Genomic DNA, 23,357 nt, shown 5'->3' with positions numbered 1-23,357 from the left:
TTCACCCCAGCATTCTGTTAGCGATTTGCTGCTGCCGCTGCGCGATTCGCGCTCGCCAGTCCTCTTGCGAAATCTTGTTGTGGTCATAGAAGGGCAGCGCCGCCTGCACGGCATCGACGTCGATGAGCTCGACGGTCGGTCCGTCGACCTCGGTCAGTTGCCGCGACACCCGCTGCCAGCGGAACTGCAGGAACCCGCGCCGGTGCGCACACGTCTCGACCCAGTTGGTGACCCCGGGATCGGTGTCGGACACCACGATCCGGATCTTGCCGTCCGGATCGGCCTGCGCCTGAGTGCCGTTCAGCGAGGTCTGGTGGTTGATGTAGTCCAGCGAGATGTACCACAGGCTGCCCAGCTGGAAGCCCAGGTACGGCGCATCCGACACCGGCAGGGTGATGACCAGCGCCTGTCCGGGCTCGAGCTCGTAGTGCCCGGCCGACGAGTACTGCGTGGCCAGACCGCCCGGTGTGAGACGCGGCGCCACCATGGTGTTGACCGGGAGGTTGAGATAGAACCACTGCGGGAACGCCAGCCAGGTCTTGATGCGGTTGATCAGCTGCTTTCCCGCTGCGGCATAACGCTTCTCGATGAGCTGTCGGGTCAGCGGCGGCGGTGCGGTGCCTTCGGTGTCGGTCCGGGCGATCGAGAGGGTGCCGCGCTGAGCGGACCAGTCGTTGTAGACCTCGCGGATCACCAGTTGCGCCGGTGTCTTCGGCTGGAAGCGCCAGGTGAAGGTGCCATCGGCGGCAATATCGAGTTCGCGATCGTCGAAGGCGGCCTCACTGGCCGGGACGTTGTCGTCGGTGTATTCGCCGCCGAGCAGCTGGAAACTGAGGTCGGTCGTGGTTCCCCGGGTGCCCTGCACGATGTAGTCGTTGCCGGGACGCACGACGGCGCCGAAGTACAGCGTATCGGGGTTGTCCAGGCCCATCTTGGTGAACGGCCCGGTGCCCGACAGCAAGAACGGGTGGTCGCGCTCGCTGTTGAAGGCGGCGTGCACGCAAGCCTCGACACCGCCGGCCAGGTATTGCAGGCCCTCGAGCAGATCGGCCTCGGTCTCGATGTGCGGGGCGGCGGCGACCAGCTTCTCCGCCTCGGCGATCGCGGCCGAAAGGGGTTCGGAGTACATCGCTGCAACACCTCACAGATCATCGATTGGTTCAATATTGGACCGATATGGTAGATATCTCGAACCGACTTTAGACGGTCGCGGTAGCATGCTGCAATGGCTGTGCCTGAACAAGCGGCGCCCCAACGAGTTGTGCGGTCGTCCCCGCCGACCGAGCGGGTGGTGACGATCCTGGACTTTCTGGCCCGCCACCCCGACCAGAGCTTCGGATTGTCCGAACTGGCCCGGCGCACCGAGCTGTCCAAGCCGACCTGCCTGGGCATCGCCAACGCCCTGGCCGACGCGGGTTACCTGACCCGAGACGACCCCCACAAGACCTACCGGCTCGGGCCGGGCCTGATCTCGCTCGGCCGCGCGGCCCAGCAGTCGCTGCGGGTCGGCCCCGAGGCACGCGAGCAATTGCAGCGGCTGTCTGCGGATTTCGCCACCTCCGCGGCGCTGAGTGCGGTGGTCGATGACCGAATCACGGTGCTGGAGCTGGTGGCGGCGCCCAACGCGCATCTGGGAGTCCAAGCCGGCCAGAGTTATCCCTTCGCACCGCCGGTCGGGCTGATGTTCGTGCTCTGGGACGACCATGCCCTGCGGGACTGGCTGGCCCGCCAGCCCACCATCCCGCTGCGATCGGAGGGCGAGCGCCTGCAACGCGTCGTCGACGAATGCCGTACCGACGGCTATCTGGTCGAGCGACTGACTCCGGGCGGCCAACGGCTCTACGGGTTGATGGCGGGCCTGTCCAGCGATCTGCCCGACGAGCTGCGAGCCCTGCTCGGTGAGCTGGTCTCCGACATCGGCGAGCGGGTGTATCTGCGTGGCGAAGGCGGCAGCCGGGGCCGTCACGACATCAGCGTGATCTCCGCGCCGGTTTACGACCACCACCAACGCCAAGCGATGGTGGTGTCGCTGCACGCCCAGCGCGCACTGACCGACTCCGAGATCACCAAGTGGGCGCGCGGACTGCTGCGGACCGCCGAGGCGCTCACCGCGCAACTCGGCGGAAGCAAGCCCGCATGGCTGTTAGGTTCGGCGACATGACCGCGCTGGTCCTGTCGACTGCCTCCCGACTGGAGTTGTCCGAGCTCGTGCACCGCTACGCCCGCGACGTCGACGCGCGACGATTCGACGCGGTAGCCGAATTGTTCACCGCCGAAGCCGAACTCGTCCTACCAGATCCGCCGGATCACCTGGAACCATGCGTGCGCCACCACGGCCACGCCGGCGTGCGGAACGCGATGTCGGCACTGGACGCGGTGACCCGCACTCAGCACGGCATCGTCGGCGAGGTCTACACCGCCTCGACCTCGGCTGACGTCGCGACCGGAGAGATCACCGGGGTGGCGCATCATTGGCTCGAGCACGACGGCAAGCTCACCGACCACGTCTGGTACCTGCGCTACCGCGACGCCTATCACCGTGTCGGGCGGGGCTGGCGGATCGCGCAGCGGGCGCTGACCATCGATGCGATCGAGTCGCGGCCGGCCCGACAGGTGCGCTCATGACCCCCGCCCAGAGACCGCAGATTTCGTTACAGCTCAAGACTTTCACTGACGATCCCGGCCACGATTGGGCCGCAACCCTGGCCCTGGGCGCGGCGATGGACGCTGCGGGCGTCGATCGGGTCGTGGTCTCCGATCACGTGGTGTTCGGCGAGAATCCGGCTGCCTACGCCGACCCCCGGCTCGGTGGGATCGCCGGCGGGCGCCAGCCGACCGGGCCCGACGGCCAGTGGCTGGATCCACTGATCGTGCTCACCGCGCTGGCCGCGACCACCACTCGCATCCGCTTGGGTACTGCGGTGTTGCTGGCGGCACTGCGCCGGCCGGCGGTGTTGGCCAAGGAGCTGGCCACCCTGGATGTACTGTCGGGAGGGCGGCTGGATCTCGGCGTGGGCGTCGGCTGGCAACGCGAGGAATATGAGGCCGCCGGGCTGTCGTTCGAGCGCCGCGGGCGACTGCTGGACCACACCCTGGAGGTGTGCCAGACCCTGTGGATTCAACAGCGCAGCAGCTATGCATCCCCGGAGTTGTCGTTCGAGAACATTCACCAGATGCCCAAACCCGTTACCCCCGGCGGGGTTCCGATCTGGGTGAGCGGCACGATCAACGACGCGGTAGCACGCCGCCTGGCCCGGTTCGGCTCCGGCTGGATCCCGTGGGGCCCGGCAATGCGCGACCCGGCCGGCGCGATCGCGGCCATGAAGGACCGCGTCGCCGCGCTGGGTGGCGATCCGACCGGTCTGCAGGTCCTGGGCCACGCGACCACCGCCAAGAACCCGGACGGCTCGCTGGACGCCGAGGCCACCGCGGCCTCGGCGCCGGCACTGGTCGCCGCGGGGGTCACCGATGTGCGGGTCACCTGCTCGCTGCCCAAGGACGTCGGTCGGGCCACTGACCTGCTTCGCCAACTCGTCGAGGCGTTCCGCGCCGCAACCGGTTAAGGAGACATCGATGGAAAAGGTCATGATCGTCGCGCGCACAGCCGATTTCAGCGACCAATGGTGCCAGCATCTGCGCGGTCCGATCGCGGCGAAACTACTGGATCTAGGCCTGCCGGGCGTCGTGGTCAACGTGCGCGACGAGCCGGTGCGCGACTCCATGATGACGCTGACGACGCTGGACCCGCCGGCGGCGGCCGTCATCAGCCTGTGGACCCAGCAGTACTACGGCGAAGCGACTCGAGCAGCCATCGCCCTGATCGAAGCCGAATCTGATTCGGCGGCAGCGTATCTGGTGACCGAATCGATGCCCATGCCGCCACCGGACCCCGGCGAGGGCCGTCGCACCCGGGGCCTGGCCAATGTGGCGTTGCTGCGCCGGCCGGCCGATTTGGACGAGGCGACCTGGCTGCACCGTTGGCACATCGACCACACCCAGGTCGCCATCGACACCCAGGCGACCTTCGGCTACACCCAGAATGTCGTGATCCGCCCGCTCACCGAAGACGCACCCCGCATCGACGCCATAGTCGAGGAGAACTTCCCCGACGAGGCGGTGTCCGATCCGTACGCGTTCTACGGCGCGGCCGACGAAGCCGACCTCACCGATCGGGTGGGCCGGATGATCGCCAGTGTCAGCGCGTTCGGTGCGCAGCTGAACATCGACACCGTGCCCACCAGCCGCTATGTGTTCCGGTCGCCGTTCGTCACACACACTGCTGGGACAGCGTGATCAACGCCTCCCGTACATGCGGGTGCCGTTCGAGGTAGGCGAGCGTCGGGTTCGGGGCGCCGGGATCCTCCTGCCTGCCTCGCTCGTCTAATTCCGCCCGGACGTCCGGATGCCGGTTTAGGTAGGCGTCGATGGAGTTGCCGACGGTCTGGTCGCATTGCTGCGGTGCGGCGTTGGCCACCGGTGCCAGTACCCCGGCCACACTGAGCAAGCCGACCGCAATCGCTCGAGTAATACCGCTCATCACTCGACGGTACCCGCGTTTTTAGTTCACGCTGGCCAGGGCGAACGGCAGGACCTGCGGTGCGCCCGCAGCCCGCAACACCCGGGCCGCCATCGTCAACGTCCACCCGGTGTCGGTGACATCGTCGACCAACAACACCGGGCCGATATCGGCCGGCAGCTCGGCCGGCGGCTGCCAGCAGCCCTGCAGCGCGGCGACTCGGTAGGCCGAGTTCGCCGCCGTCGTCGCGCGCCGCTGCGGCGCATACCGCAAGGTGTCCAAGCGGGTCAGGCGGCCGAGTTCGGCCAGCCGGTCGGTCAACGAGCCGATCAGAATCGGGTGCGTGGCCGAGTCCAGGCCCAGCACCGCGGTCGGCCGGGTCTGCCACTCCCAGCCGGCCAATACGCTCACGGCCGCGCGCACCACCTCGTCGGGTACTTCGCGGTCCGGCTCGTCGAGCAGCCGCCGCAGCCGTGCACCCCAACCCAGGTCTGTGAGCCGGCCGATGACCCGGCCCGGCTCCGGCCCGTCGGCGATCCGGCCGGACAGGCCGACGCCAAGCTGCGCCAGCCCCGACGGCCACTGTCGCCGCGGCGTGATCTCCACGCCGGGACGCATCAGCCGCTCACGCGTGGCCGCGGCAGCGCTGGGATCCACCGCGGCGTCAAACCGTGGCCCGGCGCAGTTGTCGCACCGCCCGCAGCGCTCCCCTGCCTGCAGCTGGGGGTCATTGAGTTGGGCCCGCAGGAAACTCATCCGGCAACCGTCGGTGGCCTGGTAGTCCAGCATCGCCTGCTGCTCGGCCCGCCGCAGCTCGTCGAGCTTGCGGTAGCGCTGCTCGTCATAGGTCCAGTGGGCTCCAGTGCCCAACCAGCCGCCCTTGACTCGGCGTACTGCACCGTCCACATCGAGGACCTTGAGCACCATCTCCAACCGCGACCGGTTCAGGTCTACCCGCGCTTCCAGCGCCGGCGTCGACAGCGGCTGATCGGGTGACAGTTCGCCGATCACCTTGCGCACCAAAGACTCCGCGGGGAAGGCCAGCGACGCAAAATAGCGCCAGATGTCCTGGTCCTCGGTGCCGGGCAACAGGATCACTTCGGCGCTGGCGGTGGCGCGCCCGGCCCGGCCGACCTGCTGGTAGTAGGCGATCGGCGAGGACGGCGCACCCAGGTGGACGACGAATCCCAGGTCGGGCTTGTCGAATCCCATGCCGAGCGCCGAGGTGGCGATCAGCGCTTTGACCCGATTGGCCAGCAGATCGGCCTCAAGCTGCTCCCGATCGGCCGAATCGGTCGAACCGGTGTAGGCGGCCACCGCGAACCCCTGCGCGCGCAGGTCGGCCGCCACATCGTGGGCTTGGGCCACCGTCAGCGTGTAGACGATCCCGGATCCGGGCAGCTTCTCCAGGTGGGTACCGATCCAGGCGGCCCGCTGCGCCGGGCCCCCGGCTTGCACCACCGACATCCGCAGCGATTCGCGGTCCAGGCCGCCACGCAAGACCAAGGTGTCGCCACCGCCGACCCCGAGCTGGCCGGCGACATCGGCGACCACCCGGTCGTTGGCGGTTGCCGTGGTCGCCAGCACCGGGATGTCGGCGCCGAGCTCGGCGATCAGGGTGCGGATCCGCCGGTAGTCCGGCCGGAAATCGTGGCCCCAATCCGAGACGCAGTGGGCCTCGTCGACCACGACCAGCCCGGCCCGGGCCGCCAGCGCCGGCAACACCTCATCGCGGAAATCGGGATTGTTGAGCCGCTCCGGACTGACCAGCAGCACGTCCAGTTCGCCCGCGGCCACCCGGCGTTGCACGTCGGCCCACTCGGTCACGTTCGACGAGTTGATGGTGGCCGCGTGCACGCCGGCCCGTTCTGCGGCGGCGACCTGGTTGCGCATCAACGCCAGCAGCGGCGACACGATCACCGTCGGACCCCGGTCTTCTTGCCCGCCCGCACGCATGAGCTTGGCTGCGATGAAGTAGACCGCCGACTTGCCCCAGCCGGTCCGCTGCACCACCAGCGCGCGACGGCGCCCGACCACCAGGGCTTCGATCGCGGCCCACTGGTCGTCGCGCAGCCGCGCCTGCGGTCCGGCCAACTGCTCCAGAATTGCCTGGGCTTGCGGCCGCACCGTCATACCGCGATTATTTCGCAGCCCGCTCCCGCTGGATCTCCAGCGCGATGTCGATGAGCTGGTCCTCCTGGCCGCCGATCAGCTTGCGCTGCCCGGCCCGGTGCAGCAGCTCATGGGCGGGAACGCCATAACGCTCGCCCTGGCGCACCGCGTGCTTGAGGAAGCTGGAGTACACCCCGGAGTAGCCCATGATCAGCGCGTTGCGGTCCAGCACGCACTCGGCCGGCATGGCCGGGCGCACCACTTCCTCGGCAGCGTCGGCGATGTCGAAGAAGTCGATGCCGGTCTTGATCCCGACCTTGTCGAACACCCCGATCAGCGCTTCGACCGGGGCGTTGCCCGCGCCCGCACCGAATCGGCGCACCGAGCCGTCGATCTGCTTGGCACCGGCGCGCACCGCCTCCAGGGAGTTGGCCACGCCAAGCCCGAGGTTCTCGTGGCCGTGGAAGCCCACCTGAGCGTCGTCACCGAGCTCGGCGACCAACGCCTGCACCCGATCGCGGACACCTTCCATCACCAGCGCACCGGCGGAGTCCACCACGTATACGCACTGGCAGCCGGCGTCGGCCATGATGCGGGCTTGGGCGGCCAGCTTCTCCGGGGTGACGGTGTGGGCCATCATCAAGAACCCGACGGTCTCCAGACCGAGCTCGCGGGCCAGGCCGAAGTGCTGGATGGAGACGTCGGCCTCGGTGCAGTGGGTGGCGATCCGGCAGATCACGCCGCCGTTGCCCTGCGCCTCCTTCATGTCTTCCTTGGTGGCCACGCCGGGCAGCATCAGGAAGGCGATCTTGGCGTCCTTGGCCGTGGCCGCCGCGAGCTTGATCAACTCCTGGTCGGGAGTCTTGGAGAACCCGTAGTTGAAGCTGGACCCGCCCAGGCCGTCACCGTGGGTCACCTCGATCACCGGTACCCCGGCGGCGTCGATCGCGGCGACGATCGCCGAGACCTCCTCGGGGGTGAACTGGTGACGCTTGTGGTGCGAACCGTCCCGCAGCGAGGTGTCGGTGATCCGCACATCGAAGATGTGGTCGCTCATTACGCTCCTCCAGCCTTTGCTGCCGCCATCTCGCGGGCGATCTCCTCGCCGACCTTGGTGGCGGCGGCGGTCATGATGTCCAGGTTTCCCGCATACGGCGGCAGATAATCCCCGGCACCCTCTACTTCGACGAACGTGGTGACCACAGCGCGCCCGCCGGAGTTCAGCGACGGCTCGTCGAACTGCGGCTCGTTGAGCAACCGGTAGCCCGGCACGTAGGTCTGCACCTGGGCGACGACGTCCTTGATCGACGCGGTGATCGCGTCCCGGTCAGCGTCCTCGGGGATCTGGCAGAAGATGGTGTCGCGCATGATCATCGGCGGGTCGGCGGGGTTCAAGATGATGATCGCCTTGCCGCGCTCGGCACCACCGATGGTCTGCACACCCGCCGAGGTGGTCTTGGTGAACTCGTCGATGTTGGCGCGAGTGCCCGGCCCGGCCGACACACTTGCGACGCTGGCCACGATCTCCGCATACGGCACGGTGCCGCCCTGGGCTTTGACCGCGCGGGTGACCGCGTACACGATCGGAATGGTGGCCTGGCCACCGCAGGTGATCATGTTGACGTTCGGTGCGTCGACGTGTTCATGCAGGTTTGCCGGCGGAATCACCGCCGGACCCACCGCGGCCGGGGTCAGGTCGATGGCCCGGATGCCGGCGGCCTCGTACTTGGGCGCGTACGCCTTGTGCACGTAGGCGCTGGTGGCCTCGAAGACGAAGTCCGGCTTCTCATCCAGGGCCAGCAGCCAGTCCGCCCCCTCGGCCGACGTCTCCAGGCCGAGCTTGCGGGCTCGGGCCAGCCCCTCGGACTCCGGGTCGATGCCGATCATCCAGCGCGGCTCCAGCCACTCCGAACGCAGCAGTTTGTACAGCAGGTCGGTGCTGATGTTGCCCGACCCGACGATCGCGACTGAGGCTTTGGCAGCCATGAACGCTCCTCTATTGGAATCTATGCGAAAACCAGCCGGACTGAACCCAGTCCGGTGAAGTCGGCGACACAGTCGTCGCCGGCGTGTACGTCGATGGCCCGGGTCGCGGTGCCCGGCAAGACGATGTCGCCTGCCTTCAACCGCACCCCAAAGCTTTCCACTTTGCGAGCCAGCCAGGCCACCGCGGTGACCGGGTTGCCCAGCACCGCGTCACTGCGGCCCTGCGCGACCACCTCGCCGTTCTTGGTCAGCGCCGCATCGATGTTCTTGATGTCGATGTCACCGGGTTTGACGCGCTGCGTGCCCAGCACGAATCCGGCCGACGAGGCGTTGTCGGCGATGGTGTCGCAGAGTTTGATCTTCCAGTCGCTGATCCGGCTGTCGATCAGTTCGATCGCCGGGGCGAATGCCTCGGTGGCGGCCAGCACGTCCTCTTCGGTGCAGTCCGCGCCTGGCAGGTCCTCGGCCAGAATGAACGCCACCTCGACCTCGATCCGGGGGTAGAGGTAGTTCGACGCCTTGACCGGCTTGTCCTCGTACACCTGCATCTCGTTGAGCAGGTGCCCGTAGTCCGGTTCGTCGACGCCCATCATCTGCTGCATCGCCTCGCTGGACAGGCCGACCTTGTGCCCGACGACGCGGGCGCCCTCGGCGATCCGCTGGCGGATGTTGATCAGCTGGATCTCGTAGGCGTCGACGACGTCGATGCCGGGCTGAGCCGCCGTCAACGGAGAGATCGGAACCCGACTCCGCTCCGCTTGCGCCAACTCGGCAGCGAGTTCCTCACGGATCTGAGCGCTGAGCATCTTCGATGGTCCCCTCGGGTGGTGTTGAGCGGATGAAACGAGCCGTTCAGCGGCAATTCTATAACGTGTTCTAAAACCGCAAACTGAGACGAGGCCGTAGCCCCGGAGCGGCCCGGACGTGACCTGTACCCGCCAGGATCTGCCGATAACACAACTGTCGGGACAACAGTCAACTTTTTAAAACTCCGGAGGCGCCGTGCGGTCGATGGCCATCATGACCAGCATCGCCCTGGCCTCCGTCGCACTGTCAATCGTGCCACCTCCCGCAGCGCTCCCGGATACCAGTGACATCACTGTTCCCGGCCCAGGCTTTTCCGTGCGGATCACCCAGACGCCGTTTGCCATGCAAATCCTCAACTCCTCCGGCCAACCGGTATTGACGCAGGTACCCGGCAACGGTGGGCCACGGCTGGTCCACAACGAGTCGGCGAAGCCGCTGGGTGTGACCCCCTCCGAGTGGCTGTTTCCCACCCGGTACACCCCGTTCACCTTCACGGTGGGCACCTCGTCGGCGACCCCGTTTCCCATCAGCCCGTTGTGGCTGGGTGACCTGTGGGAGGCCGGCACCGGCGGCATGCAGTACGCGGCCACCGGTGTGCTTTCCACGCGCCCACTGCCACAGGGGCAGGAACTGACACTGAGTACCGACGACCCGTCGGGCCGAACCCTGGCCGTGACGCTCAGCGCGGATTCCGGCCGGCTGCGGGTTTCGGTCGTGCCCAGCAGCACGCAGGGGATCGTCGCGATGGGAGACAGTTTCGCGTCCCCATCCGGCGAACGGTTCGCCGGTTTCGGCGGCGTGCACAGCGGGCTGGACCAGCGCGGGGCACGATTCGCCAACTGGGTCCAGGAGGCAAACGTCGGCGCCGGACCACTGTCACCGCTGTTCAATGTCCTGTTCGCCAGCTCAGGCGGCCCGCACTATCTGTTCCCCGGCGGTCCGCAGTCCGCCTATTACGTGCAGCCGCAGTTCGTGTCCACGGCGGGCTACGGTTTCCTGCTGGCCCAGTCCGAGCTCGCCGACTGGCACCTGGACTCGGATCGCCCGGATGCCTGGCAGGTCAACGTCGCCGCCGCCCACTTGGACTACGAGGTCGCCGTCGGCGACCCGGGACAGGTGATCAGTGCGCTCAGCGCGGCCAACGGCCGTCATCGTGTCCCGCCGGCATGGGCGCTGGGCACACAGTTGGATCGCCGCATCGTCACCGGGCAGACCGGGAACGACTACGCGGCGGTTATCCGCAGCGACTTGGCGAACATCCTCGCCTACAACCTGCCGGTCACCGCCTACCGGATCGAGGCCTGGCTCACCCTGGACCCGACCGTGCTGCGCCAACTGATCAGCGAGTTCGGTTCGCACGGAATTCACGTGCTGCTCTACGTGCGCAGCTTCGTCAGCATGGATCCGCTGCGCAACACCAGCCCGGCGGACTACCGGTACGCGGTGGCCAACAACTACGTGGCGACTCACGCCAACGGCAAGCCCTATATCTGCGGCTCACCCAACACGGCGATCGGCGGGCAGTCCGCTGTCATCGACTTCACCAACCCCGCCGCCAAAGCATGGTTTCAGCACACGGTCAGGGAGGTGTTGGAAACCGGGGCAGACGGTTTCATGAGCGACTTCGGCGAACAGACCCTGCCCGACATGCATTTCGCCAATGGGCAGACCGGCGCCACGATGCACAACGCCTACCCGACGCTGTACCAACAGGTGGTCCGCGAGGCGGTGGACGCCTACGAGCAGTCACATCCAGGCCGCAGCATCTGGTTTTACAACCGCGCGGGCTATACCGGGTCGACCGGCTACGAGGGCGGCAACTTTCCGGGCGATGAGAGTACGGATTTCTCGGTAGCCTCCGGGCTCGGCGCGTTGATCCCGGACATGCTCAACCGAGGCCTCGCCGGCGCTTACGGCTACGGCACCGATATCGGCGGCTATCAGGATCTGTTGGCCGGGGCCACCACCAAGGAACTGCTGGTGCGCTGGTCGGAGATGGCGGCGCTCTCCCCGATCATGCGGCTGCACGGGGCGCACAGCGGAACCCACATGCCGTGGGACTTCGACCAGGAGACCGTGGATATCTTCCGGCAGGTTTCCGAACTGCGCCGCCGAGCGATTCCGCTGATCTCCGCCACCTGGGCCACCGCTGCCAGCACGGGAGTGCCACTGTCACGGCCGGTGTGGCTGGCCGCGCCCAATGATCGGCAAGCGTGGGCAGCGGACCAGGAGTGGATGATCGGATCCGATGTTCTGGTTGCCCCGGTCGTCACCCAAGGCGCCACCTCGCGAAAGGTGTACTTCCCGCCCGGTTGCTGGAACCGGCAAGACAGCGACGGGAACTACACCGGACCGTCGGAGGCCACCGTGTCAGCCCCGCTGGCAAGCCTGCCCTACTTCGCCCGCTGCAACACCGGTGGCTTCTGATCACCTACCGCCGGTGTAGTCCACCTGCCAGTGCTTGATCCCGTTGAGCCAGCCCGACCGCAACCGCTCGGGGCTCTCCAGCGGCTTGAGGTCCGGGATGTGGTCGGCGATCGCGTTGAAGATCAGCCCGATCGTCATCCGCGCCAAATGCGTGCCGATGCAGTAGTGCGCACCGGTGCCGCCGAAACCGACATGCGGGTTGGGGTCACGCAAGATGTTGAACTCCTGCGGCTTGTCGAACACCGTCTCGTCGAAGTTGGCCGAGCGGTAGAACATCACCACCCGCTGCCCCTCTTTGATCAAGGTGCCATTGAGCTCGTGGTCGCGGGTGGCGGTGCGCTGGAATGAGGTCACCGGGGTGGCCCAGCGGACCACCTCGTCGGCAGTGGTCTCGGGGCGTTCGGACTTGAAGAGCTCCCACTGGTCCGGGAACTGGGTGAAGGCCATCATGCCCTGAGTGATCGAGTTCCGCGTGGTCTCACTGCCGGCCACCGCCAACAGGATGATGAAGTAGCCCAGCTCGTCATCGTTGAGCTTCTCGCCATCGATGTCGGCCTCGATCAGCGTGGTGACGATGTCGCTACCGGGGTTCTTCCGCTTCTGCTCGGCCAACTCCAGGCCGTAGGCGATGATCTCCATCGCGGAGGTCGCGGGGTCATAGTGGGCGTATTCCGGGTCGTCGTAGGACGTCATCTGGTTCGTCCAGTTGAACAACTTGCCGCGGTCCTCCTGCGGCACCCCCATCAGCCCGGCAATGGCCTGCAACGGCAACTCGGAGGCCACCTCGACAACGAAGTCACCGGTGCCCCTCGCCAGGGCCTCCTTGGCGATGGCCTGTGCCCGCTGTTCCAGTTGGTCGCGCAGCGGCAGGATGTGGCGCGGGGTGAAACCGCGCGAGATGATCCGGCGCTGACGGGTGTGGTGCGGCGCATCCTGGTTGAGCATGAGGATCCGCTGGGCGTCGAGCGCTTCGCGGGGCGTCTCGTCATGGAAGCGCGGGATAGCGCCGTTTCGCTCACTGGAGAACACGTCGTCGAGCCGCGAGATCTCCTTGACGTCCTCGTGCCGGGTGATCGCCCAGTAGCCGCCGTCTTTGAAGCCGCCGCTCTTCTCGTCGGGCTGTGCGATCCATTTGATCGGTTCGCTGCGCCGCAGTTCGGCGAACTCCGCGTCGGGCAGTCGCTCGGCGTAGATTTCCGGGTCGGTGAGGTCGAAACCGGCCGCGATGCCGGTGGCTGACGAGATAGTAGGGCTGGCCACGATGACAACTCCTCACTACTGATCCGCAGGAGAAAACGATACGTTCTCGCGTCAGTAAAGCATGCCTTCACCTCAGGAGGAAGGGCAGAAAGACCCTGCATTCAGGACAAAACTGAAACACGTTCTACTGCACCGAACGGTCGGCCCGACCTGGCCGGAACCGAGGGGCTACCAGCAGGGTAGGGAACAGTTGTACGGAGGTCGCCGGAGCAATAAGGCCAGCCAACTGGCGCCCGGGCGGGGCAATTCTATAACGTGTTCTACATGGCCGAACAGGAATACGACGTCGTCGTGGTCGGAAGCGGCGGCGCCGGGTTGGTCGCCGCCCTCACTGCCGCCCACCAGGGACTGTCCACCATCGTCATCGAGAAAGCCGCCCACTACGGCGGCTCGACCGCTCGTTCCGGTGGTGGCGTATGGATCCCCAACAATGAGGTGTTGCAGCGCGCGGGCGTCAAGGATGACGCCGCGGCCGCCCGCACCTATCTGCACACGATCGTCGGCGATGTGGTTCCGGCCGAAAAGATCGACACCTACCTGCAGCGCGGCCCGGAGATGTTGTCTTTCGTGCTGAAGAACTCGCCGCTGAAGATGTGCTGGGTCCCGGGTTACGCCGACTACTACCCCGAGCAGCCCGGCGGCAAGCCCACCGGCCGCTCGATCGAGCCCAAGCCGTTCAACGCCAAGAAGCTGGGCGCCGACATGAATGGCCTCGAGCCGGCTTACGGCAAGGTGCCGCTGAACGTCGTTGTGATGCAGCAGGACTACGTCCGCCTCAACCAACTCAAGCGCCACCCGCGCGGGGTGCTGCGCAGCTTGAAGGTCGGCGCCCGCACCATGTGGGCCCAGGCCACCGGCAAGAACCTGGTCGGCATGGGCCGCGCCCTGATCGCGCCGCTGCGCCTCGCCCTGCGCAAGGCCGGCGTTCCGGTGCAGCTCAACACCGCACTGACCGATCTCTACGTGGAAGACGGCGTGGTCTCCGGCGTCTACGTCCGCGGCGCACAGGACGCCGAGTCGGCGGAGCCCCAGCTGATCCGCGCCCGGCGCGGGGTCATCCTGGCCAGCGGCGGATTCGAACACAACGAGCAGATGCGGGTGAAGTACCAGCGCGCCCCGATCACCACCGAGTGGACGGTGGGCGCGAAGGCCAACACCGGTGAGGGCATTCTGGCCGGCGAGAAGCTCGGTGCAGCCCTGGACATCATGGAGGACGCCTGGTGGGGCCCGACGGTGCCGCTGCCCGGGTCGCCGTGGTTCGCACTGTCGGAGCGCAACTCACCTGGATCGATCATCGTGAACATGGCCGGCAAGCGGTTCATGAACGAGTCGATGCCGTATGTGGAGGCCTGCCACCACATGTACGGCGGCCAATACGGCCAGGGCGCCGGGCCCGGCGAGAACATCCCGGCCTGGCTGATCTTCGACCAGCGCTACCGCAACAACTTCATCTTCGCGGGTTTGCAGCCGGGCCAACGGATTCCGAAGAAATGGCTGGAGTCCGGCGTGATCGTGTCCGCCGACACCCTGGAGGAGCTGGCGACCAAGACCGGCGTTCCGGCTGCCGCATTGGCCGCGACCGTCGAGCGGTTCAACGAGTTCGCCCGCACCGGCGTGGACGAGGACTTCCACCGCGGCGAGAGCGCCTACGACCGTTACTACGGCGACCCGACCAACAAGCCGAACCCGAACCTGGGCCAGATCGCGCAAGGCCCGTTCTACGCGGCCAAGATGGTGCCGGGCGACCTGGGCACCAAGGGCGGGATCCGCACCGACGTGAACGGCCGGGCATTGCGCGACGACGGCAGCGTCATCGCGGGCCTGTATGCGGCAGGCAACGTCAGCGCACCGGTGATGGGCCACACCTACCCCGGACCGGGCGGCACCATCGGACCCGCCATGACGTTCGGCTACCTGGCCGCCCTCGACATCGCTGGAAAGGCCTGACATGGCGATCGATCTCGACGTCGCACTGGGGGCGGAGTTCGGCCAGGTCGAATTCTCCTGGACCGCAACCAATGTGCAGCTCTACAACCTGGCACTGGGCGCCGGCTCGGACCCGATGGACCCGCGTGAGCTGAGCTACGTCGTGGACGGCAAACCGCAGGTGCTGCCGACGTTCGGCTGCGTCGCGGCCTCGTTCAACGAGGTGGACCCGCCGAAGGTGAGCTGGCCCGGAGTCGAGATCGACCTGGCCAAGATCCTGCACGCCTCGGAGAAGGTGACCGTGCCGGCACCGCTGCCGCCGTCGGGCAGCGCCCGCGCGATCAGCAGGATCGTCGAGGTGTGGGACAAGGGCAAGGCCGCGGTGGTGGTGCTGGAGACCTCGGTCACCAGCACCGATGGCACGCCACTGTGGACCCAGCACCGGTCCATCTTCGCCCGCGGCGAGGGCGGCTTCGGCGGCGAGCGCGGACCGACTTCATCTTCGGCGGCAAGCGCCCTTGCCGGCCGGGCACCGGATTTCGAGATCGACATCCCGGTGTCCCCGCAGCAGGCACTGCTCTACCGGCTCTGCGGCGACCGCAACCCGCTGCACTCGGACCCGGCGTTCGCCGCCGCGGCGGGCTTCGACCGGCCGATTCTGCACGGGCTGTGCACCTACGGCATGACCTGCAAGGCGGCGGTGGACACCGCGCTGGACGGTGATGCCGGTGCGGTTCGTTCCTTCGGCGCCCGGTTCGCCGGCGTGGTTTTCCCGGGCGAGACGCTGCGGGCCCGGCTGTGGAAAGACGGCGATCGACTGGTGGGCAATGTCGTGGCGCCCTCGCGTGAGGACGCCGCCATCCTCAACGATGTGGAGCTTGTTTCGGCCTAGCTATCCCCCGGCGTCCCCGCCGGCCACCCGCACGCGACACCTAATTGAAAATGACTTTCATCTTCGATATGGTGATCGTCATGACGGCGCCGGTATGGATGGCATCTCCTCCAGAGGTGCATTCTGCGGCGCTGAGCAGCGGCCCGGGGCCCGGCCCACTGTTGTCTGCGGCCGGCGCGTGGTCATCGCTGAGCCTTGAATACACCGCGATTGCAGAGGCATTGCGGGAGGTGCTGGGAGCCACCCAGGCAGCGTCGTGGCAGGGACCCAGCGCCGAGCGCTATCTCGCCGCACACCTGCCGTACTTGGCCTGGTTGGCGACGGCCAGCGCGGACAGTGCCGCACGTGCATCTCAGTACGAAACAGCGGCCGCAGCCTACGTCAGTGCGTTGGCGGCCATGCCCACCATGCCGGAGCTGGCGGCCAACCATGCCATCCACGGAGTTTTGGTCGCTACCAACTTCTTTGGGGTCAACACCATCCCGATCGCGGTCAACGAGGCCGACTATGTCCGGATGTGGGTCCAGGCTGCCACCACCATGGCCACCTACGAAGCCGTCTCCGGCGCGGCGCTGGCATCGACCCCACAGCTCGCCGTGGCACCGCCGATCGTCAACCACGCCGAGGCTGATCACGACCACGACGATCACGACCATGATCACGACCACGACCACGACCACGACCACGAGGGGATCCACGACGGCGACCTCGATCCGACCGACCCGGAGTGGTGGAAAGACGTATTCGGGGAAATGGGCGAGTGGGCCAAGATCATCGTCAACGACCTGCTGACCGACCCGGCCGCGCTGCTGACAGATCTCCCCGTCATCATGGCCGACCTGACTTTCCACGCCAGTCAGCTTGCCGCCACCTTGAGCCAGTTCGCGCCGGCGCTGCTGCAACCCGCGCTGGGCCTGGCGATCGGCAACCTGGGGTGGGCAGCCCGCTTGGCCGGACTCGCCGGGATTCAGCCCGCCCCGGCCGTTCTGCCCGCCGAAGCCCTGCCCGCTGAAAACCCCTTGGCCTCCGTGGGTTCAGCGAATACGTCCACTACCGTCGCCAACCCTGCTGCGGCACCGACCACAGCGGGTTCGGTATCGGCACCGACCACCAGCGCCGCGCCCGCGCCAGCACCGCCCGCGGCTCCCCCGGCAAGCGGCACCCCGGCACTCTTCCCGCCCTATGTGATCGGTCCGCCCGGTGCGACCGGCCGGATGCCCGCTGCGACCCGCGCTCATGCCGTCAAGAAGGCACAGAATCCGGAAGCAGCCGCCGAGGCGGCGGCCGCAGCTGCGGCCGCACGGGATCGGTCCCGTGCCCGCCGGCGCCGAAATGCGCGCGGGCACGCGGACGAGTTCATCTACGTCTACGCCGACGACACCCCCGATATGGGGCCCGACGTCGCGACTCGTGCCTCCGCAAGCAGTGCCGGAATCCTGGGATTCGCTGCGGCGCAAGCTAAGCCGGGCCTGCCTGCAACGGGTTTGACCACGTTGGCACGCAGCGGCTTCAGCGACGGGCCAACCCTTCCGCTGTTGCCCGAGAGCTGGGGCGAGCCCACCAACGATTGAGCGCTGCGGGTTCCCTCCCGCCCGGTACGGGTTCCCTCCCGCCCGGTACGGGTTCCCTCCCGCCCAACGTGAAGCTACCTTCACGCCCGCCCCCCCAGCGTGAAGCCAGCTTCACGCTCGGCGGGCAAGGGCGGCACGCACGCGCCGGATCACGTCGGCTTCCTGGTCGCCGGCCAACACTCGGACGACGATCCAGCCGCAGCGTTGCAGTCGCTCATGACGCTTGGCGTCCTTGCGCCAGCGGATGGGGTCCGTCCGATGCGTGTCACCGTCGTACTCCGCAGCGACCTTCACCTCCGGCCACCCCATGTCCAGCACCGCGAACGGCTGCCAGTAGCCGTCATAGACCGGGATCTGGGTTACCGGCGGAGGCAATCCGGCCCGCATCAGGATGACCCGCAGCCAGCTCTCTTTCGGCGACTCCGCACCAGCGTCGACCAGGACCAGCGACTCCCGCGCGCGTACGATGCCGCGTCGTCCCCCGCAACGATCCACAATCCGTTGGACGTCAACATCTTTGAACTCGGTGGAGCGAGCCAGTGCGTCCAGGCCCGCAACCGCTTCGACTGTCCGATACCAGCAGGCCAGGTCCACGGCGGTGCGCGCCGGCGTGGTGACCGGCACCCCGCCAATCACCTGGATCTCATCAAGTCGTAAGGCGTCGCCACGAATGAGCAATCCGGGTAAGCGATGCCGATTCCCGTGGATGAGTTCGGCGGGCCTGTCGACGTCTACCCATTCACTGCCGTGCAGGGCCGACGCCGAGAAACCCGCGACCACACCTTGCCGCTTTGACCAGAGCCACGCCGCTCTGGCCCGGTCGACCGCGGTGATTTCGATATCCCTGCGCAGGTACACATCACGAAACACCCTGGTGTGGCCCGTGATCAGTTGCCCCGGTGTCACCAGTCCAGCGTCAACCGACTCGCTGCCGATGAACGGGTCTGCCATGGCGGCAGCGTCTCACCCGGGCTCGCCGGCCGTCACTTCACTCTGCTGACCTATCCACACCCCGCCGGATTCACACCCTGCCCAGCGTGAAGCTGGCTTCACGCTCGACCTCCCAGCGTCAAGCCAACTTCACGTTCGGCGGGGAAAGCGAGGGCGACTAGTGCGCTTAGCCCAGAATCAGACCCGACGTAGGCACACCGGTCCCGGCGGTCACCAGCACGTGCTCGACGCCATCGACCTGGTTGACCGAAGTGCCGCGCAGCTGGCGCACACCCTCGGCGATGCCGTTCATACCGTGGATGTAGGCCTCGCCGAGCTGGCCGCCGTGGGTGTTGATCGGCAGCCGGCCGCCGAGTTCGATGGCGCCGCCGGCGATGAAGTCCTTGGCCTCCCCCTTGCCGCAGAATCCCAGCTCTTCCAACTGGATCAGCGTGTAGGGAGTGAAGTGGTCGTAGAGCACCGCGGTCTGGATATCGGCCGGCGTCAGGCCCGACTGCGACCACAGCTGCTTGCCCACCAGGCCCATCTCAGGCAGGCCGAGCTCCTCGCGGTAGTAGGAGTACATGGTGAACTGGTCGGCCCCGGCAGCCTGCGCGGCCGCCTCGATGATCGCCGGTCGATGCTTGAGATCGCGGGCCCGCTCCGGAGTGGTGACGACGATCGCCACCCCGCCGTCGCTCTCCTGGCAGCAGTCCAGCAGCCGCAGCGGTTCGGCGATCCACCGCGAATTCTGATGATCCTCAATGGTGATCGGCTTGCCGTAGAAGAACGCCTTCGGGTTGGTCGCCGCATGCTTGCGGTCGGCCACCGAAACTGCGCCGAAATCCGCACTGGTGGCGCCGTATTCGTGCATGTAGCGCTGGGCGATCATCGCCACCGATGCCGCCGGGGTGCTCAGGCCGTGCGGGTACGACCAGCTGTACTCCACGCCGCGCGAGTCGGCGTTGACCGTCAAACCGGTCATCACCTGGCCGAACCGGAACTCCGAGCGCTCATTAAAGGCACGGTAAGCGACGACCACCTCGGCGACCCCGGTCGCCACCGCCAGGGCGGCCTGCTGCACGGTCGCCGCGGCGGCGCCGCCGCCGTAACCGATCTGGGAGAAGAACTTCAGCTCACCGATCCCGGTGGCACGCGCGACGGCGGTCTCCAGGTTGGAGTCCATGGTGAAGGTGACCAGGCCATCGACGTCGGAGGGCTTCAGGCCCGCGTCGTCGAGGGCGTCGAGCACCGCTTCGGCCGCCAGACGCAGTTCGCTGCGCCCGGATTCCTTGGAGAAGTCGGTCGCGCCGATTCCGGCGATAGCCGCCTGTCCTGAAAGCATGCCGGGCATTAACGCTCCCCGAGGGTGAGAGTGGCGGTGGCGATGACGTGGTCGCCAAGACTGTTGTTGCCCACGACTTTCACGGTGACCAGGCCGTCGTCCACCGCCGTCACCTCACCGGAGAAGGTGACGGTGTCGTAGGCGTACCACGGCACACCCAACCGCAGCCCGATCGAGCGGATCACCGCGTTGGACCCGGCCCAGTCGGTGATGTAGCGCTGCACCAGGCCGGTGTCGGTCAAGATGTTGACGAAGATGTCCTTGGAGCCCTTGGCCTGAGCCTTGTCCCGGTCGTGGTGCACGTCCTGGTAGTCGCGGGTGGCGATCGCCGTGGAGACGATGAACGTCGGGTCACCGTAGATCTTCAGCTCGGGCAACTTGGTGCCCACGTCGACAGTCGCAGCGCTCATGCCCCGTCTCCTTCCACAGGCTCCCAGGCGTACAGAGACCACGCCGGACCGACATCGCTGGCAGGGAAATCGAGGAAGGTTGCGCGAACCGGCATTCCGATCTTTATCGCGGCCGCGTCGGCCCCGCGGAGCTCACCGAGCATCCGCACGCCCTCCTCGAGCTCGACCAGCGCGATCACGAACGGCAAGCTGCGCCCGGGAACCTTGGGCGCGTGGTGCACCACGTAGCTGAACACCGTTCCCTTGCCGCTGGAAACGACATAGTCGGTGGTCTCGGTCTTGTCCTTCCAGACCGCGGGAACCGGCGGGTGCTGCAGGCTGCCGTCGGGGCGGAGCTGGATGCGCAGCTCGTGTGCGGCCACCCCGTCCCAGAAGTACTTGGAGTCCCGCGACCACGACGGGCGCATCATCTTGTCAGGGTCCAGGTCCTCGGGCACAGCAGCCGGTGCGGAGCCTTGACCGCCCTTGTCCTTGGGCAGGAACTTCAGGATGCGCCAATTCATGTCGGCGACGTTCTCTTCGCCTACCCACCAGCGGATCTTCTGGGTGACGAAGTATCCCTCGCCCAGGCCGGTCTGCTTGGGGCCCACGATGTCTGTCACCTCGGCGGTGACGCTGACTTCCTCGCCGGGGCGCAGGTAGCGGTGGTAGGTCTGCTCACAGTTGGTGGCCACCACGCCGACATAGCCTGCGCCGTCGAACAGTTCCATGATCTTGCCCAGCGGGTCGTCGGCGGGGCGCTCCCCGCCCAGTCCCATCATGGTCCAGACCTGGATCATGGCCGGCGGAGCGACGATTCCGGGATGCCCAGCCGCCTGCGCAGCCGCCTCGTCGGTGTAGATCGGGTTGGCGTCGCCGATCGCGTCGACCCAGTGCCGAATCATCGGCTGGTTCACCGGGTCCCGGCCGGACCGTGGCTTGCTGCGACCAGACGCCAGTATCTGCTCGATCCCGGAGGAAATGTCGGTCATCACCTCTCCTCGACTCATCGTGACACCCGCGGAACCTTCAGCCCAGAAGCGGCGATCATCTCGCGCATGACCTCGTTGACGCCGCCGCCGAAGGTGATCACCAAGTTGCGCTTGGCCATCTTGTCCAGCCAGACGAGGACTTCGGCGGTCTCGGGGTCCGCCGGGTTGCCGAATCTGCCGACGATCTCCTCAGCGAGGCGATTGACTTCCTGGATCCGTTCGGTGGAGAACACCTTGGTGGCCGCAGCGTCGGCGACGGCGATGTTCTCACCAGAGGCTGCCACCTGCCAGTTGAGCAACTCGTTGATACGCCAGATCGACTTGATCTGCGCCAGCAGGTGTTTCACGTCGTCTTGCTCGATCGGCGTAACGCCGTCCGAACCAGGCTTGGACGCCCAGCGGTGCACTTGGTCATAGATCCCGGCGATGCGACCAGCCGGCCCCAGACCGACGCGCTCGTGGTTGAGCTGAGTCGTGATGAGCTTCCAGCCACCGTTCTCCTCGCCGACCAGCATGTCGGCGGGTACGTGCACGTCGTTGTAGTACGTCGCGTTGGTGTGATGGGCCCCATCGGACAGGATGATCGGAGTCCAGGAGTATCCGGGATCCTTCGTGTCGACGATGAGAATCGAAATGCCCTTGTGCTTGGCAGCGGTCGGGTCGGTTCGGCAGGCCAGCCAGATGTAGTCGGCGTCGTGGGCGCCAGTGGTCCACATCTTCTGCCCGTTGACGATGTATTCGTCACCGTGCTTGACCGCGGTCGTACGTAGTGAGGCGAGATCGGTGCCGGCGTCGGGTTCGGAGTAACCGATCGCGAAATGTACATCGCCGGAAAGAATCCCAGGCAGGAACTTCTTCTTCTGCTCTTCGGTGCCGAGCGCCTGCAGCGTCGGGCCGACGGTCTGCAAGGTGACCATCGGCAACGGGATATCAGCCCGGTTGGCCTCGTTGATGAAGATCTGCTGCTCGACGGGACCGAATCCCAGGCCGCCATACTCCTTGGGCCAGCCGACGCCCAACTTGCCGTCGCTGCCCATCCGCTTGATCACGGCACGGTAGGCCTCGTTGTGCCGATCCGACTCCATCGCCTGCGCCTCTTCGGGCGTGATGAGGGTCGAGAAGTACTCGCGCAGTTCGGCTTGTAGCGCCCGCTGCTCGGGTGTCAGGTCGATGAACATTTACGCTCCCACCAGATCGAGGCGGTGCACCGGACCACCCAACAGCCGGGTCAAGTCTTTGATCGAGGAGTAGTAGCGGTCCATCGGGTACGTGATGTCCATGCCCATACCGCCGTGCAGGTGGTGGCAGAGTCGCATGGCCGGTGCGGCCTGCGATGTCAGCCAGTAGCCCAGGATGCCGAGGTCATCGTCGGCGTCAAGACCTTGGGCCAACCGCCAAATCGCTGATGTCGACAGTAAGTCAATGGTCCGCGAAGCGATGTAGACCTCAGAAAGCTGCGCGGCCACGGTCTGGAACGTCGACAGGGGACGGCCGAACTGCTCGCGGGTGGCAACGTAGTCGGCGGTCAACCGCAGGGCGCCAGCCACCAGCCCGGCCGCGAACGCACCGGTGGCGGCCAGCGCCAACTGGTTGACTCGAGCAACGCTGGCGCCGTCGAGCACGTTGGCGTCCTCGATTGCGACGTCGGCGAACGTCACCACGTATTCGTCGGATCCGTTGGAGGTCGGTGTCTTAGTGACCGTGACGCCGTCGGCGTCCGGGGCGACCACCACCACCGCCTTGTCAGCAGTGACGACCAACCACGTCGCCGTCTGGGCATAGGGAACACCGGTCTTGGTGCCGTTGAGCTTCCCGCCCGCAAAGCTGGTCTTGGGGTGCTCCGGCAGCTGTCGACCAGGCTCGTTCAGCGCGGCCGAGAGCACCGCGCCGGTGGGCACCCCCGACAGATACCGGTCCTGCTGGCTGTCGGACGCCAGGTCCAGCAGCGGAATCAACCCCAGGCCCAACGTTGCCAGCGCAGGACCGGTGGTGCCGTGCCGGCCGATCCCGGTCAGCGCGGTGGCCAGCTCCGACAGCCCCAGACCGTCGCCGCCGAGTCGCTCTGGCACGCCCAGCGCCGCGACTCCGCCGGCTACCAGCGCATCCCAGTTGTTGTCTCGGTCGAGCACCGACGTCACCACATCGGCGACAGCCTGCTGCTCCGGGTTCGGTGTGAAATCCACCCGAATCCTCCTTGATTCGTC

The 23,357-nt window shown here is 66.9% G+C and carries 21 protein-coding genes; 8 read left to right on the top strand and 13 right to left on the bottom strand.

The window, feature by feature from the left end:
- Position 1 precedes the first annotated feature (1 nt).
- Positions 2-1,129, bottom strand: a complete 1,128-nt coding sequence (locus NM962_10650; GenBank protein UVO14405.1) for a hypothetical protein — start codon at positions 1,127-1,129, stop codon at positions 2-4.
- Positions 1,130-1,225: 96 nt separating this feature from the next.
- Between NM962_10650 and NM962_10645 the strand changes: the two genes are divergently transcribed.
- The 4 genes from NM962_10645 to NM962_10630 are packed head-to-tail and all read left to right on the top strand — an operon-like array spanning position 1,226 to position 4,293.
- Positions 1,226-2,161, top strand: a complete 936-nt coding sequence (locus NM962_10645) for a helix-turn-helix domain-containing protein (GenBank protein UVO14404.1) — start codon at positions 1,226-1,228, stop codon at positions 2,159-2,161.
- On the top strand, positions 2,158-2,625 hold the full coding sequence (locus NM962_10640; protein UVO14403.1) for a nuclear transport factor 2 family protein: 468 nt from the start codon (positions 2,158-2,160) through the stop codon (positions 2,623-2,625). The genes NM962_10645 and NM962_10640 overlap by 4 nt, the downstream gene beginning before the upstream one ends.
- A complete protein-coding gene (locus NM962_10635) occupies positions 2,622-3,563 on the top strand; it encodes a TIGR03619 family F420-dependent LLM class oxidoreductase (GenBank protein UVO14402.1) in 942 nt (313 codons plus the stop codon). Before NM962_10640 ends, NM962_10635 begins: the two co-directional genes overlap by 4 nt.
- A gap of 10 nt (positions 3,564-3,573) precedes the next feature.
- Positions 3,574-4,293, top strand: coding sequence for an EthD domain-containing protein (locus NM962_10630; GenBank protein UVO14401.1), 720 nt, complete (start codon positions 3,574-3,576; stop codon positions 4,291-4,293).
- Here the strand turns inward: NM962_10630 and NM962_10625 are convergent.
- The 5 genes from NM962_10625 to NM962_10605 are packed head-to-tail and all read right to left on the bottom strand — an operon-like array spanning position 4,268 to position 9,420.
- Entirely contained in the window at positions 4,268-4,537 is a 270-nt protein-coding gene (locus tag NM962_10625; protein UVO14400.1) for a hypothetical protein, read from the bottom strand. The two genes, NM962_10630 and NM962_10625, sit on opposite strands and share 26 nt — an antisense overlap.
- Positions 4,538-4,558: 21 nt before the next feature.
- On the bottom strand, positions 4,559-6,649 hold the full coding sequence (locus tag NM962_10620) for a RecQ family ATP-dependent DNA helicase (GenBank protein UVO14399.1): 2,091 nt from the start codon (positions 6,647-6,649) through the stop codon (positions 4,559-4,561).
- Between the two features lie 7 nt (positions 6,650-6,656).
- A complete protein-coding gene (gene dmpG, locus NM962_10615) occupies positions 6,657-7,685 on the bottom strand; it encodes a 4-hydroxy-2-oxovalerate aldolase (GenBank protein ID UVO14398.1) in 1,029 nt (342 codons plus the stop codon).
- Positions 7,685-8,614: an acetaldehyde dehydrogenase (acetylating) gene (locus tag NM962_10610; GenBank protein UVO14397.1), complete on the bottom strand. Its 930-nt coding sequence runs from the start codon at positions 8,612-8,614 to the stop codon at positions 7,685-7,687. Before NM962_10610 ends, dmpG begins: the two co-directional genes overlap by 1 nt.
- 20 nt (positions 8,615-8,634) lie before the next feature.
- A complete protein-coding gene (locus tag NM962_10605) occupies positions 8,635-9,420 on the bottom strand; it encodes a 2-keto-4-pentenoate hydratase (protein UVO14396.1) in 786 nt (261 codons plus the stop codon).
- Between the two features lie 205 nt (positions 9,421-9,625).
- Between NM962_10605 and NM962_10600 the strand changes: the two genes are divergently transcribed.
- Positions 9,626-11,848: a hypothetical protein gene (locus NM962_10600; protein UVO14395.1), complete on the top strand. Its 2,223-nt coding sequence runs from the start codon at positions 9,626-9,628 to the stop codon at positions 11,846-11,848.
- Here the strand turns inward: NM962_10600 and NM962_10595 are convergent, their stop codons facing one another.
- Entirely contained in the window at positions 11,849-13,075 is a 1,227-nt protein-coding gene (locus tag NM962_10595) for a cytochrome P450 (protein UVO14666.1), read from the bottom strand.
- Positions 13,076-13,372: 297 nt separating this feature from the next.
- On the opposite strand from NM962_10595, the gene NM962_10590 reads away from it, so the two are divergent.
- The 3 genes from NM962_10590 (at position 13,373) to NM962_10580 (ending at position 17,497) form a co-directional block, all read left to right on the top strand.
- Positions 13,373-15,055: a 3-oxosteroid 1-dehydrogenase gene (locus NM962_10590; GenBank protein ID UVO14394.1), complete on the top strand. Its 1,683-nt coding sequence runs from the start codon at positions 13,373-13,375 to the stop codon at positions 15,053-15,055.
- Position 15,056: 1 nt separating this feature from the next.
- Entirely contained in the window at positions 15,057-15,926 is an 870-nt protein-coding gene (locus NM962_10585; protein ID UVO14393.1) for a 3-alpha,7-alpha,12-alpha-trihydroxy-5-beta-cholest-24-enoyl-CoA hydratase, read from the top strand.
- An 80-nt stretch (positions 15,927-16,006) separates the two neighbouring features.
- Entirely contained in the window at positions 16,007-17,497 is a 1,491-nt protein-coding gene (locus NM962_10580) for a PPE family protein (GenBank protein ID UVO14665.1), read from the top strand.
- Between the two features lie 111 nt (positions 17,498-17,608).
- Here the strand turns inward: NM962_10580 and NM962_10575 are convergent, their stop codons facing one another.
- The 6 genes from NM962_10575 to NM962_10550 form a co-directional block, all read right to left on the bottom strand.
- A complete protein-coding gene (locus NM962_10575) occupies positions 17,609-18,448 on the bottom strand; it encodes a hypothetical protein (protein UVO14392.1) in 840 nt (279 codons plus the stop codon).
- A gap of 166 nt (positions 18,449-18,614) precedes the next feature.
- Positions 18,615-19,772 (bottom strand): lipid-transfer protein, encoded by a 1,158-nt coding sequence (locus NM962_10570; protein ID UVO14664.1) that lies wholly within the window; start codon positions 19,770-19,772, stop codon positions 18,615-18,617.
- Between the two features lie 8 nt (positions 19,773-19,780).
- On the bottom strand, positions 19,781-20,182 hold the full coding sequence (locus tag NM962_10565; protein ID UVO14391.1) for a MaoC family dehydratase: 402 nt from the start codon (positions 20,180-20,182) through the stop codon (positions 19,781-19,783).
- Complete coding sequence (locus tag NM962_10560) at positions 20,179-21,153, bottom strand: MaoC family dehydratase N-terminal domain-containing protein (GenBank protein UVO14390.1); 975 nt, start codon at positions 21,151-21,153, stop codon at positions 20,179-20,181. Before NM962_10560 ends, NM962_10565 begins: the two co-directional genes overlap by 4 nt.
- Positions 21,154-21,167: 14 nt before the next feature.
- Positions 21,168-22,331, bottom strand: a complete 1,164-nt coding sequence (locus NM962_10555; protein UVO14389.1) for an acyl-CoA dehydrogenase family protein — start codon at positions 22,329-22,331, stop codon at positions 21,168-21,170.
- A complete protein-coding gene (locus NM962_10550) occupies positions 22,332-23,336 on the bottom strand; it encodes an acyl-CoA/acyl-ACP dehydrogenase (GenBank protein ID UVO14388.1) in 1,005 nt (334 codons plus the stop codon). It lies immediately after the preceding gene.
- Positions 23,337-23,357: the final 21 nt, after the last annotated feature.

Origin of the sequence: Mycobacterium sp. SVM_VP21, assembly GCA_024758765.1 — a bacterium.
Taxonomy (GTDB): domain Bacteria; phylum Actinomycetota; class Actinomycetes; order Mycobacteriales; family Mycobacteriaceae; genus Mycobacterium; species Mycobacterium heraklionense_C.
The sequence above is the reverse complement of the archived record's forward strand: the minus strand, read 5'-3'. Positions and strand labels throughout refer to the sequence as shown.